Below are 13,410 nucleotides of genomic sequence, written 5' to 3'. Positions count from 1 at the left end.
ATCTGGGTCCGTTAGCGTGCGGTAAGAGTTCCTAGAGCTCTGGTTAGCAGCACAGCAGTCCTAACCGGCGGCCAGCATCCGCAGAAAACCCTGACAAAGTTTCCTTCGTCAGGGTTTATCAAGTGGCTCAAATTTGAATAAATACTTTTCCCGACTCGATTTTCACTGGATACGTCTGCAAATCCACACAAGCAGGCACACGTTTCGCGACACCCGTGGGGATGTCAAAACGGCCATTATGCTTAGGGCACTCGATTTGATTGCCCATGACTAAACCATTGGACAAATGAAATTTGCCATGGGTGCAAAAACCATCCGATGCATAGTAATCGCCCTTCTCCGTGCGATAAATCGCAAACGTCCGATCCTGATGATCGAAACGGATAACATCTTCGATCTCCACTTCGTCTGCTGGGCAGGCTTCGATCCATTCTCCGAGACTCATCCTAATTCGCTCCTTTCTTCTAACGCATGAGCTGGCCCATACATATAAGGGCGCGCCGTTTTAGGCAGTGGTTTCACCACCACGTAAGCAGGGTCTTGCTTCTGCTTTCTTAAAGCGCCAATAACCTCTTTCAAAGCTGCCCATAGACTTGGCCTAGCTGCCGGACAATCCAATTTCATTTCTTCGTGCAGCTTTGGCAGCGCATGGTAAGGGACCATCGGAAACATATGGTGCTCCGTATGATAGTTCATGTTCCAATAGAGAAAGCGGAAAATCGGATTCATATAAACCGTACGGGTGTTTAACCGATGATCAAGCACATCTTCATAAAGACCTAGATGCTGCGTAACACCAAACAGCAACACGACGATTCCACCGTAAAACGAAGGCAGAAACACGAACATTGCGGGCAACAGGCTGCCTGTTAACAGGCAAGCTGCCAAGACAGCGACAATAATGAGCATATAAATGCGCGCTTCGCGAAATGTTTTCCGGTGCTGAGAGGAGGGAATATACGCATTCTCCTGCTCATCCAGTCTGCCGAATGTATGCAGAAAAAAGCGCTTGATCTCGATAGGACCGCCATACAGATGAAAAATTTGCATGATAAGAATTTTCCAAATCGGCGGGCGTTCGGTAATAATTTCCGGATCACGTCCCACGATGATCGTGTCCGTATGATGGCGGGCATGGCTCCACCGCCATGGCGTGGCCGACCTCAAAACGAGAAAGGACGCGAATTGATACACGACCTCGTTCATCCAAGGAGTCTTGAACGCCGTGCCATGGCCGCATTCGTGCCATCTGGAATCGCCAGGTGTCGCATAGAGAATGCCATAAGCGAGAAAGGCGGGAATAGCCCACCAGGTTCCCCACGATAAATAGGCGAGATATCCCAAAATGAAAAGTCCGCCGATCCAAATGATCGTGTCGCGAATGGCCGGGCCATCTTTCCGTTTCATTAATTCTTTCATCCGCTGACGAGGGATCGGGCACGTATACCATTCCGCCTCTGCCAACCCTAGCTCGATTGCCCTTTTATTCTCAGCTCCAGTAATGCTATAGTCCCGTTTTTTCTTTTTTACAGACATGTCAAGTCACTCCCTTATCCTTTACCTATTAACCGCCGATTGCTTTCAGCTTGTCGTCAAGGAACTTTTTCGCGCGCGGGATATCCTGCTCATCCAGATGCTCGATAATTATGGGGATATTCGGGTGAAGCTTAGACAGCTTTTGCAAATATAAGTCATAGTTTAGAATCCCCAGTCCGGGAGCTGGAAGCTCAACGGCGCCTGCACCACGGAAGGTATGCGATTCGACGGCGTCGATTTCAGCATGTTTCTCCGACAAATCTTCAGCAGGTTTGCAGTCCTTCGCATGGGCAATTTTTATTTTATCCCCGAGCGTATGGAAAATACGGTGTAGCGTCTCGTCGACGTGGCCAATGTTGCTGTCCGTGAAATAGTTCGTCGGATCCATCAGCAGGCCAAGACCTGGATGATTCACATCGGAGAATAAACGAGTTAGCGCGTCAACGGAACCGATTACGTTATTTACGTAGTTTTCCACAAGGAATACCGAACCATGGTCATAAGCAAATTTAGCTAACGATTCGATTTGACGGCACGTCTCTTCGTAAGCTTCTTCGGAGCCATTTTTCGTGTCCCACACCCAATCGCTTTCCGTGTTGTAAGTCCCCGTCTCACTGATGACGTACGGCGTTCCCAAATCGCGGGCAAATTTCAGCAAAGTCTGCAGGCCGAACAAGTTTTGTTCACGTTTCTTCGGGTCTGGATGAATGATGTTCGTATAGCCGGAAATGCAGACAATGGGCAAATTGGCATCACGGAAGGCATCGCGAATTCGGTGACATTTTTCCTTCGTAAGCGATTCGTAGGCAAGGTCCATGTCTTTGAAGGATAAATCCAGTTGAACACAGGAAAACCCGTCCCTTTTCATGCGGGAAATGGATTCCTCTAAGGAATATGGATAGTACCCGTTAAAAATACCGACTGAGATCATTAGAAATTTCCTCCTCGAAAGTGTATTTTATTGAAATGAAGTTGTGGCTTCAGAAAATAAAACCGTCCTGCCTTCAGCAATTGACTTGTAACATGCGTCAACCGCCGCTATGGACTTCAAGTTGTCTCGTCCGCCGATTTCCGGCTCGCTGTCTGTCTCAACAGCCCGCAGCAGCTGCGCCATCGTACCTTGGAAGGCATCCGGAAACCAGACTTCCTCCCACGTCGGCCGGAACCACTGATTCGGCGCTTGCCTAGTTGTAAATTCCAGGGTGCTCGGCGATCTCTTCGGGTAAACAGGCCACCCGATCGTGCCCTGTGCCATGCCATCCAGTCCCTCAACCCGCCATTTGATATAAATGTCCTTCTCGGTGCCTTCTCCCGGCCATGCCCAGACGTCATCGAGACTCGTTACCATTAACTCGTTTGCATACTGGAACGTATACTGCGATATGCCGTCTATATGCGGGAATTTGGTACGGGGGTCGCTGCGCGTAACGGCTGTAATTTTCTCCGGATCGCCGAACAAATACCTGAACACATCAATATGATGAATTCCCATATTCAACATTTCGAGATGCTCATACTTATGCAGAAAATCCTGCCAGTGCGGAATTGCGCGCATGTCGATCGACGCTAGCACAGGCTGCCCCAGATAGCCCCTGTCAAGAATCGTCTTGAGGGCACGCATCGATTGGTCGTACCTCATGTTGGAATTAACGGCGATTTTGATCCCCGCATTCTCGCACAAGTCCACGATTTCCTTGGCTTCCTTAGAGTTCATCGCCAACGGTTTTTGACACAAAATACCCTTGATATGCTTCATCTGTACGGCGAGACGAACAACTTCAAGCTGCCGGTCAGGAGGAAAAGCAATATCCAGAATCTCGATTTGCTCATCTTGAACGAGCTCCTCCCACGTCCTGTGCACAGTTTTAATGTTCCGCAGTTCTGCAACGGCTTTGGCGTTATCGTAGGTTCGCGATGCGATCGCCACCGGATTGAAACCGGCATCGCGATAAGCCACAAGATGACAGTCTCGCATAATGAACCCGGAACCGATGCACCCAATACGGAAATCTTTGCGTGCCGGCCATTCCGGCCTGATATTCAAGTCTAAGTTAACCAAACGCAGCGCCTCCTTATTTTTCAATCCACATCCCTGTCGTGAAGCGAACTTGTTCACCTGCCCGTATGCCCCGGGCTCCTGTCAGTTCGTGTTTGTAAGGGAGATTAAATGCATCCGTAACATAGGTGTAAGGCTCCAAAGAATAAGCCGATGCCCAATCCGGCCGAAATAAGACCACATAAGGAAAGGTTTGATCGAACTGATAAGCAATCGTATAGTTCCGATTTTTCATCTCAATCCGGCATGTTCGATCTCCATCCTGACTCATGCCTATCAGCGAACAGCCAAGCAGCGGGTAGTTCTCGATAGAAGCACCTTTCCGAAGCTCTCGGCTGAATGCCGATTCCTCCGGCGTGCCTATGACGAATGCCTGGTTCGTAACGGGCCACTCCGCAGCGGCAGGTACACGAAGAGCAATCTCTTCTCCGGCCCCAAACGGTACTGCAAAGTAAGGGTGCAGCCCAAAAGCGAACGGGGCTTCTTCCACACCTTTATTTTCAATCCCCCCTTCCAGATAAAGTCGGCCGGCCTTCAACCGATATGTCATTGTAAAGACCAGCATATAAGGAAAATAGGCCATAATCTCAGGATGATCGGCATAACGAAATTGGCTGGTGACCCAAGCCCCTTCTTCCTCGGAAGCGCCGCAGCCTACCACTTTCCATGCTTTGGAACATAGTTCACCATGTAAATGGTGGTCGGGCGGCTCGTTCAGGGGCAGCTTATATTCACGTTCCTTAAATAAAAAACGGCCGTTACGGACCCTGTTCGGCGGAGATAACAGGGGTGTACCGTATTTAAACACCTCATTCGGTTCATGCCATAATGAGCTCAAGCTCGCAGGCGGCATGAGAACCTCAACCCCGCCGCAGGTGAAACGATAGAGATTATTGCCGATTGCCGGGATCAGTTCCGCGGAGGAACGGCTTTCTTCGTCGGTTAACCGAATGATGGAGAATTCTTCTTTGAGTAAGGGGCCAGCCCAATATGTACTCATTTGACCCTCCTTTTTACCAATAAAATTCTTCCTGCAATCGGCGATATTGGCCTGCACGAAGAGGCGCTTTCTCGAAAATTTTCCGGTTGTTATAAAAGGGGTGATGCGTCCCTTCCGGACTCAGGTGAATGACATCATCCCCGCGCCAACGTGTGATAAACTCCTGCCCTACCGCTTTCTCTATGGTTTGGCGCTCACTAAGCGGGAAGGTTAGCGTAATCTTCTCTCCTGCCTGAACCGGGCCGAGTGCGAGGAAGCGTTGATTCACCCACATGCTAGGTTCGCTGCCGGATTGTGTCCGTACGCTATCGCCGAGTTCACGGTATACTTCCACCTTCGCATAGCCCGCCCATTCGGGGATACGAACCAGCAATCTTGGCACACTGCGATGAATCTCCAGTTCCACCTTGCCCTCGTGAGGCAAATGACTGGAGACATCCAGCCAACGTGAGCCACGGTTCAACAGAAAGTTCACGCTAATCGTCCCGTTATGCTCCGTAATCGTATTGCTCCATCCCATGAATAAACCGCGCGTCCCCGAGCCGATACAGCAGGTTTGCAAATCGCTGGTATGCCCTCTGCCTCCGCTGACATTGCAGCAGAAATCATTGGGAGCGGAGTAACCCGCGAACGCGCCACGCGTACGTTCCGCCACGTTGAAGAAAGATTTCATGCCAACATCATCATTGGCTTTGTTGTCAGCTCCCACAACCCAATCCAGATTCAGCAGCTGCGATTCGGTTAAGTGGTTGCGCAGGAAGCGCTCAACGATGCCCCAGTACTCGACATATCCGACTCTTGCCAGCGTAATTCCTGTAGAAATTAAGTCAACGAGCGAGCAGGTTTCATGTTCAAAAGCCTGTTCGTGCATATCGCCAGGCGTCCAGCCGAACGTTGTGGAGCGAGTTAACGCCCAGTCATAGCTCTTCTTGACGAAATGGATGATGGAAGCATCCTGGGTATGCAAAGCGAAACGCGCGAGCGCATCAAGCGTCCCAATGCGGGTATGGAAGTGACCGCTGCGGTAAGCAAGCGAATCGTTAAAGCTGCCATCCGGATTGAAAACACCGCTGCGATGAACAATAAGCGCCGAGAAAAACTGGCACAGCTCGAAAGCATCCATATTTCCAGTCAGCTCATAATATTTGAGCAGCGGCATGACCAAACGTCCGCAGAACGCTGCCGGATCCGGGGCCAGCCGAAGCTGGACCGCGTTCGTGGACGGCCAGCCATTGACGGTGTACTCGGAAGCCGGGTAGTACCACACATCCTTTTCCTTAATAGCGATACGTTTGAGCGCAGCTACATGTTTATCCGCCACATGCTTGATTTTGCGGTCGCCTGTTGACATAAACCAGGAAGTCAAAGCAAGAATGACAGCCCGCTGGTCAATCAAGTTTGCGTTGGTTTCCCAAGGTGCTTTCGGATTGATTTGCCGGTAGCTGAGACCATCCTCTTTAAAAAAACTGAGGAAATTGGCTCTGTAACGCTCCTCAATGTCCCTCCCCCGCTCGTCTCCTGTCATATGTCTGGCCAAAATAAGAGCATCCACCAAGCGGCCATGGCTGGAGCCGTAATCCCAATCCCCATGCGTCAAAAACGCCGGCTTCTCCATCAAATTCGCTGCAAAAAAAGGAATATATCCGAAATCCTCATCCGCCATCCCGATAATGGCGCTAAGCACGTGCCCTGCCCGCTCTTCCAGCAGGAGAGTATCCGGTATTTGTTTCGTTTCCTGACTAATCATCTTCAATTGCTCCTTCGTTATACTTTGATAAGAGGTATAAGCACAATCCTGCCGTCCTCCACGGTTACCTTCACTTTGTTCGTTTCTTTCATGCCGATTGTTTCCAAGTAGCTCGCCGGAATTTGCAGCCGACCGGCTTGGTCAAGCACGGCATATTCGTCGTGAGACTCCTCTTCTTGCTCTTCAATACCCTCTTCTAAATCCTGCAGTTCTTGCTCATAGGACTTCCGTCGTAAAATTTCTGACGACGTTCTTCCGTCCCGGATCGCAACGACACGATCCACTTTCTTAGCGAGCATCGGATCATGTGTCACAATCACGATGGTGAGCCCCAGTTCCCGGGAGAGCTTCCGGAACAAATCAAGGATTTGGTTGGCCATGCGCGTATCGACCGAACCCGTGGGTTCATCCGCAAGCAGCAGCTTCGGATGGTTGGCAAGGGCAATCGCGATCGCCACGCGCTGCTGCTCTCCACCGGATAACTGGTTCAACTTGTTATTCCTTCTGTGGCTAAGCCCGACGGCTTCCAGCAGCTCAAGCGCGCGCTCCCGTTTGCGTTTGCCCTGCAGAAGAATGGGCAGCTCCACATTTTCCTGCGCAGTCAAGTAAGGGATTAAATTGCGCGCATTGTTCTGCCAGACGAAGCCGACGGACTCGCGCTTATATTTGACGAGGTCCTTCTCGCGTATGCTGAGCAGGTCCTTGCCGTCTACGATCAAACGCCCGGCCGAAGGACGATCAAGTCCTCCGAGCATATTGAGCAGCGTCGATTTGCCGCTTCCGCTATTGCCGATAATGGCCATCAGCTCGCCGGCTTCCACATGCAGATCCAAACCTTGCAGCGCCACGACTTCCAAATCGGCAATTTTGTAGATTTTAACCAGATTATCGCAATGGATCATCTTAGTCCTCCCCCAGCTTCACGGCCTGATGTATCCGGATTCGCGAGACGATATGTCCGAGCACCACAAGCCCAATTGTGATCATGACGGTAACGATCGCATACAGCCGTTCATGGTCACGCGGATCGAACGTAACTTGAAACGGAGGCACTTGCGTGCTGGGATCGAACGATAACTCGAACAAGGGAACAAACAAGTGACTGGCGACGTTTCCCGTCATCATCCCAATAAGAATGGCAGCTCCCGATACCATCACTTGTTCACCGATCAGCATGCCAATGAGTTGAAAAACGGAAACGCCCATCGCCCTGAAAATCCCAAACTGCAGGGTCCGAGCGGATAATGACAACACCCAATAGAGCAGAAACCCGAAAAAGCAAACGACAACCGAAATGATAAACCCTAACGTCATCACACCATTAATCGCAAGTTGAAAAGGATCTTTGACAGCTATAATCTGCGCTTGCTTGGCGTCGGTTAACGATTCGATATCGTACCCATGTTTAACAACAGCCTGATACACGGCTTGACTGCTTGCTTCCGGTTTCAGCTTCATCCAAACCTCATAAGGCTCAATCCCGATGTTGTTCTGAATGTACGTGAGGTGACCGACGATGAGCATCGGTTTCTTTACCTTAGTTGTAGTCCCTTGTTTCGTGGTAACCGAAATCGTATCTCCTGCTCCAGGATTAGGATTCCAGGAAGGCCAATAATTAATTATCCCGAAGACGGTCACGGAGGCAGGTTCGAGGTTCCCCCAACCGACCGACAGGGTATCTCCTACTTGAACGCCGTATTCTTCCGCCACCGACTTTGATATCAGAACCGCGGAAGGATTTTTGGCAATTAGATTTAAATAGTCGTAAATATGATGATCCAGCAAATGATCTCTCAACCACGCCGTCTCGCCGAAGGCTTTGGTGTCGATACCCATTAGCTCTACTTTTGCATTCGTTTTGCCTTTGGTGAAAGAGGCATCCTTTTTGACAAACACCTTAGCCGCATGTTCCACGCCCGGCAGCTGAGTAAAAGGTAAAAAAGACGGCTCGCTATATTGAACCTTAGGCGGTGGAGTTACTGCAGCATCGTCCGATGAAGCCTCCTCAGACGAACTGTCATCGCTCGATTCCTCTGCACCAAACAAGATAGCCGGTGGCGCATCGTTTTCCCAATGAATCTGCATGACGATATCGGAACCGGCGGAATACCGGATTTTATCCGTCGTATTCTGATTGATCGTACGTGTCGCGCTTGCGCTGAACAGTCCCGTAGCAATCGTAATGATGAGAAACACCATAATAAATTGATACTGAATAATCGAACGGCTCACCTGGATCAAAGTCGTGTACACGGTTGGCGGCCACCAGCGTTTCCCGATTCGGTACAAAAGCTTCATAAATAAGGGATATAAGCGAAGCACGAGCAAGCCGAGTCCGAAAATAAACATCGCGGGAATGAGAAACAACAAGGGATCTACTCGTAAATCACCTGATTTCAAACCGAGTGAAAGGATATCTTTGACCCTCGTTTTGTAATTCTGTAATCCGTACAACGAAATACCGATGATCGCGATATCGAGGAAAAATTTATGCCAAAAAGATTGTTTCTGCAGTCTCGCTGATTGCTGCTTGTGGCCGACTATGGTGACTCTTGTGGCAAGGATAACGGGAATAATCGTCATGACAAGCGATGCTGAAATTGCGATCAACGCATAGAGAAAAGCATCCTGATTAAGCGCAGTTTCCAGCTTTGCGCGTTGGACAAATTCAAGAAATCCACTAGAAGCACCTAATAAGCTTGTAATCGATTCGCCAATATACGGCCCGACCCCATAGGCAATCGCCCCAAGCACTACGCCTTCAACGGCATAACTAAGCACAATTTGCCAGCGGCTGGCTCCCCGGCTGCGCAGCACGGCGATCTCTGTTTTTTGCCTTTCCGTGATGAGGTTAGCCACCATGTATAAGTAAAAAGCGAGCATCAGCATAACAGGCACGTTAAGTGACCATAACATTTTCCGCAAATTTGCTTCTTTTACATAATAGTTAGTGAGTGTTTGGAGGGCTGGCACGTTTTTATTATGGTTTTCATAATGAGCATCCATGTAGGTATTGATCGCTTCATCGTTGTACAGAAATCCGTCGGCGGATGCCAAGGTCAACAGCTTGTAGTCAAGCGCAAAATACCAATAGCTGGATTGAACATTCAGCTTGCCATCTACCGTAAACGCTTTCTCGAACAATTGAAAATCAATGAGAAAGCTATTCTTATAACTGCTCGTATTGTTGTACCAAAAAATATCGGTGTAGTCTTTGCGGTCGAAAATGCCGACAGGTTTAATGGAGATCGGCTCCTGCAAACCCGCATCTTTGATAATGAAAACGGTGTTCAGCACCATCCCGAGCTCGGTTAACGCCTCCGGCGCAACAAGGGCTTCATACACACCGTTAACCGGCTCTTTCGCCGGAAGGCGCCCATCTACGAGTCTGATGTGACTCTCCATGCCGTCGATTGCGGAAATATCCGCTGATCTTTGAACATTAACATCGATTTTATCCGGCTCAGCTGGCGTTAAATTGTAACGCTGTGTTGCCCTTTCACGCACGAAGGACTGCACGGGGATGCCGAATCGTCCTTCTCTTCCCTTAAGAAACTGCTCTGTTTCTGCTATCGTGACATGCTTCGGTTGTTTTTCTTGCGCGGAAAAAGAGGCCGACAGCCAATAAATGCCCGGATATTGATTGCTGCCCAGCTGCAGCTGCTGCATTTCTTGAATGAGCAGCCGTTGCAAAATGGCACTCGTATAAATCGGCATGCTGCTCGCTAATGCGACAGACAACACAAGCCCGAACAACAAGCTAAGCTCAAGCCATTTATTATTGATCATTTTGCGCAAGATCATGATAAATAACGCCAATGTCTTAGCCTCCTAGTTGTTCAGGATAATCTGCTGCCCTTCGCTTAACCCCTTGCGTATTTCCACTTCAGTTGCTGCAACGATGCCTTTTTCCACATCAATTTCTTTGCGGCTTTCACCATCCAGCACTTGGACAAAATCCCTGCCCATATAGTTGCGAAGTCCAGCCCTTGGGATCACCAACACCTGGTCGCGCTTCTGGGTCACAATTGTGATATCCGCCTGATTGCCAATCACAACATCCGGCGGCAAACCTGTCACTTGAATGTAGACGGCTTTTGCATTTTTGTCCTGAATCGCTTTATTACTGTTCGGCGGCGCGGAGAGAGGCGTTTGAACGACTTTCCCCGGATAGGTTTTATCTTTGATTTTCACAGTTACGTCCATACCGACTTCCACTCCTCCCAGATCATTGCTACTTGAAGCCGTATACACAAGCTTCATCTGTTTCTGATCGGAAAGCGTGATGACTTGTTTATAAGCAACCACTTGGTCACCTGGCTGAAGCGTATCGATAAACGTCACAACTCCGTCAATGGTAGAAGTCAGCCTTGTATTCTGGAGTTGATTCTGGAGCGATTCCAGCTGCAGCTGGGCGCTCTCCATATCGAGCAGCTTCATGCGAATATCGGGATCGTCGCTATCTTTCTCAGCCATGGCTTGCTGAAGTGAAATTTTCAGCTTCTCAATGGCAATTTGCTGGAGCTTCACTCTCATATCTAAATCCGACGTTTCTGTTGTTGCCAGTACGTCCCCGGCTTTGACCTGATCTCCCAGCTTCACATTGATTTGCTTCAAACGACCTCCGGACTCCGAGTAAAATAAATAGTCCATTTTATCGGAAGCAAATGTAGCGACACCTGTAATTTGTTGCGTAATATTACTGCGTTTGACCTTGTACAGGTTTAAGATTTCCTTAGCGGGCTCGACAAGCGGCGGTTTCAGCTCGCCTTCTTCAACGGGCATAAGCGAGCATCCCGCCAGAACCCAAGCCATGCAGCATAGGCCGATAACCGGCAAAACTGCGCGTTTAAGTCGCATCGACAATTTGTCCATCCTCCAATGCGTAAACATGATCGGCATAACTCATAATGGCGGGATCATGCGTCGTGAGGATGATGGTCATGCCCTCATGCTGCACCAAATCTTTGAATACCCGCATCACTTGCGCACCCATCTTGCTGTCTAATTCAGCCGTCGGTTCATCTGCAAGAATTAACGTCGGTTTGTGGGCAATCGCTCTTGCAATCGCCACCCGCTGCTGCTCTCCCCCAGACATTTCAAACGGTCTATGTTTCATCCTCGCCTTAAGCCCCACATACTCTAGTGCACTTTCCGTGTATTCCTTAAAATTCACCGACTTCACGCCGGCAATACGCAAGCCAAACTCTACATTCTCATACGCAGTCATTAACGGAACGAGGCCAAAAGATTGAAAAATAAGCCCCATATCCTTTCGCCGGAGGGCGTTACGTTTGCTCTCGGAATAGCCGCTGATTTCATTGCCGTTAAAGAACACCCGTCCTTCTGTCGGTCTATCCAGCGCACCCAAAATATTGATTAAAGTGGTTTTGCCGGAGCCCGAACGGCCTCTTAGTGCAATGAGCTGCTTGGATGGAATACTTAAGCTCGCTCCTCTCAAGGCATGAACAGCTGCTGAGCCGCGTCCAAATATGCGAGTGACACCTTCGGCTCGAACCAGAGGTGCAGAGCTTGCTTGTTGAAGGACATGCATGACCACTCACGCTCCTATATGTGCGGATTTGGCTAGAGAAAGAACTCCAGTTCGAAAACTGGAGTTCGACATGTTGATGCAAAGCTATTAGCCGTTTTGCAATGTCCACAAAACAAGTGCGTCCAAAAGCTTCCAACTATCTTCTGTAGCGTTATCGTAATTACCGGCAAAGGAGAAGAAGGAAAGACGCGCTTGTACCTCATAGCCGCTATCTGAGTGCGTACCTTTGTTGTAGTAGAAAATGGTTGCTTCTTTCGGTTTTCCTGGAACTGTCGCGATAACCGTAGCTTCCTTGCCTGGAAGGCCATAAGCCATAGCTGTTTTGGGGTCTGCCGTTAATAGAAGGTCCACTTCTCCGGAAAGGCCTGCTGCAGCCTTATCTTTCGGCTCTGTAATCGTCGTAGATTTGATATTATATTCGTTGGTGTTCTCTTCTTGAGAGGAGAGACCGAGATAGTACATACCGTGATTTTTCAAATAAACCGTTGGAAGTGCTACATCTTTCATAACGCCGGAACGAAGATATTTGGAGTTGAGCGTGTTGCTGACGAAAACCAAATCATACCCTTCCGCTTTATCTGCCGTAAACTTATCACAGTTGACCCATGTCACTCTGAAACCGAGATCTTTCAAGCGGCCAATAATTTTCTCATCATCCGGACTATCTTTCAGTTGCGTCATTTGGTTGCTCTGACGTGTGATGAAAAGTAATTTTTTGCCTTGCGCGGAAATTTCGCCAGCTGGCGTTGCAGGATCTTTGCCAGTCTCTGGCTTAACCTCTGGTTCTTGTGTTGGCTCAGGCTCACTACCGGAAAGAATTTGTTTAGCTGCAAAGCTTGCAAGAGCAAGCATTTTGCGTGTAGCGGATGTTTTCCCGCTAAATTTAGCTGCTGATTGATTCGCTAGCAAGTTCTTCTCAAGTGCAAGTGCAACATAACCTTTTGCCCAATCGTCTACTGTAGAATCATCGACCGGCGTAGCTGCAGCCGCATCGTCATCCAAACCTAATCCGCGAATCAAGAAAGCTGCCAGCTCTTGACGGGACACGTCGCCAGCCGGTTTGTACGTTTTGCCTTCAGCATCGTAACCATTGGTAAGTCCTGCCTTCTTCAATGCCTCAATGTAAGGAAGCGCATAGGAATTGGCTGGATCGTCACTTCTGACGTCAGTAAAAGAAGAAACCGTCAGCGTATCGTCAACTTCGAGATTAAAAATAATGGCAGCAACTTTAGCAAACTGTGCGCGATTCATGCGAGCATCCAGTCCGAACGTATCTTCCGTCAACCCATTAAAAACGCCGTCTTGAATCAGTGAATCAAACTTATCCTTATCTGCCTGCGGTAAATTTTTCAAATCTTTGAAGTCATCAACACTTTTAACCGTTGCGGCTGGTGTATCCGTGTCCGCTGCGAAAGCAAACGGAAGGACAGTTAGTGACATGAGAAGGATGGACAGTAGCGAGAATACAAATTTTTTCACGTGAACTCACCTTTCTAAATTTGATTTGTGATGTATGT

The 13,410-nt window shown here is 49.0% G+C and carries 11 protein-coding genes; all 11 read right to left on the bottom strand.

The window, feature by feature from the left end; genetic code table 11:
- Window positions 1-127: 127 nt before the first annotated feature.
- Window positions 128-445 carry a MocE family 2Fe-2S type ferredoxin gene (locus AC3WTJ_RS13195; RefSeq protein WP_492522130.1) on the bottom strand — a complete coding sequence of 106 codons (318 nt, stop codon included), beginning with the start codon at window positions 443-445 and terminating at the stop codon, window positions 128-130.
- Window positions 442-1,536: a fatty acid desaturase family protein gene (locus tag AC3WTJ_RS13190; RefSeq protein WP_492522129.1), complete on the bottom strand. Its 1,095-nt coding sequence runs from the start codon at window positions 1,534-1,536 to the stop codon at window positions 442-444. Before AC3WTJ_RS13190 ends, AC3WTJ_RS13195 begins: the two co-directional genes overlap by 4 nt.
- 28 nt (window positions 1,537-1,564) lie before the next feature.
- On the bottom strand, window positions 1,565-2,467 hold the full coding sequence (locus tag AC3WTJ_RS13185; protein ID WP_492522128.1) for a sugar phosphate isomerase/epimerase family protein: 903 nt from the start codon (window positions 2,465-2,467) through the stop codon (window positions 1,565-1,567).
- Between the two features lie 27 nt (window positions 2,468-2,494).
- Window positions 2,495-3,595 carry a Gfo/Idh/MocA family protein gene (locus AC3WTJ_RS13180; RefSeq protein ID WP_492522127.1) on the bottom strand — a complete coding sequence of 367 codons (1,101 nt, stop codon included), beginning with the start codon at window positions 3,593-3,595 and terminating at the stop codon, window positions 2,495-2,497.
- 13 nt (window positions 3,596-3,608) lie between these two features.
- Window positions 3,609-4,592, bottom strand: coding sequence for an aldose 1-epimerase (locus tag AC3WTJ_RS13175; RefSeq protein WP_492522126.1), 984 nt, complete (start codon window positions 4,590-4,592; stop codon window positions 3,609-3,611).
- Window positions 4,593-4,605: 13 nt separating this feature from the next.
- A complete protein-coding gene (locus AC3WTJ_RS13170; protein WP_492522125.1) occupies window positions 4,606-6,339 on the bottom strand; it encodes a glycoside hydrolase family protein in 1,734 nt (577 codons plus the stop codon).
- 17 nt (window positions 6,340-6,356) lie between these two features.
- Window positions 6,357-7,241, bottom strand: a complete 885-nt coding sequence (locus AC3WTJ_RS13165; RefSeq protein WP_492522124.1) for an ATP-binding cassette domain-containing protein — start codon at window positions 7,239-7,241, stop codon at window positions 6,357-6,359.
- 1 nt (window position 7,242) lies between these two features.
- Entirely contained in the window at window positions 7,243-10,158 is a 2,916-nt protein-coding gene (locus AC3WTJ_RS13160) for an ABC transporter permease (RefSeq protein ID WP_492522123.1), read from the bottom strand.
- A 12-nt stretch (window positions 10,159-10,170) separates the two neighbouring features.
- Complete coding sequence (locus AC3WTJ_RS13155; protein WP_492522237.1) at window positions 10,171-11,199, bottom strand: efflux RND transporter periplasmic adaptor subunit; 1,029 nt, start codon at window positions 11,197-11,199, stop codon at window positions 10,171-10,173.
- Complete coding sequence (locus AC3WTJ_RS13150) at window positions 11,189-11,893, bottom strand: ABC transporter ATP-binding protein (protein WP_492522122.1); 705 nt, start codon at window positions 11,891-11,893, stop codon at window positions 11,189-11,191. Before AC3WTJ_RS13150 ends, AC3WTJ_RS13155 begins: the two co-directional genes overlap by 11 nt.
- Window positions 11,894-11,980: 87 nt before the next feature.
- Window positions 11,981-13,372: an S-layer homology domain-containing protein gene (locus tag AC3WTJ_RS13145; protein ID WP_492522121.1), complete on the bottom strand. Its 1,392-nt coding sequence runs from the start codon at window positions 13,370-13,372 to the stop codon at window positions 11,981-11,983.
- Window positions 13,373-13,410: the final 38 nt, after the last annotated feature.

It is taken from the genome of Paenibacillus sp. FW101-FHT12H11 (assembly GCF_058790355.1).
The sequence above is the reverse complement of the archived record's forward strand: the minus strand, read 5'-3'. Positions and strand labels throughout refer to the sequence as shown.

What these genes read in the sequence shown, in the direction of transcription:
- AC3WTJ_RS13195 (WP_492522130.1), bottom strand. Translation starts at nt 445, where the DNA reads ATGAGTCTCGGAGAATGGATCGAAGCCTGCCCAGCAGACGAAGTGGAG.
- AC3WTJ_RS13190 (WP_492522129.1), bottom strand. Translation starts at nt 1,536, where the DNA reads ATGTCTGTAAAAAAGAAAAAACGGGACTATAGCATTACTGGAGCTGAG.
- AC3WTJ_RS13185 (WP_492522128.1), bottom strand. Translation starts at nt 2,467, where the DNA reads ATGATCTCAGTCGGTATTTTTAACGGGTACTATCCATATTCCTTAGAG.
- AC3WTJ_RS13175 (WP_492522126.1), bottom strand. Translation starts at nt 4,592, where the DNA reads ATGAGTACATATTGGGCTGGCCCCTTACTCAAAGAAGAATTCTCCATC.
- AC3WTJ_RS13170 (WP_492522125.1), bottom strand. Translation starts at nt 6,339, where the DNA reads ATGATTAGTCAGGAAACGAAACAAATACCGGATACTCTCCTGCTGGAA.
- AC3WTJ_RS13165 (WP_492522124.1), bottom strand. Translation starts at nt 7,241, where the DNA reads ATGATCCATTGCGATAATCTGGTTAAAATCTACAAAATTGCCGATTTG.
- AC3WTJ_RS13155 (WP_492522237.1), bottom strand. Translation starts at nt 11,199, where the DNA reads ATGCGACTTAAACGCGCAGTTTTGCCGGTTATCGGCCTATGCTGCATG.
- AC3WTJ_RS13150 (WP_492522122.1), bottom strand. Translation starts at nt 11,893, where the DNA reads ATGCATGTCCTTCAACAAGCAAGCTCTGCACCTCTGGTTCGAGCCGAA.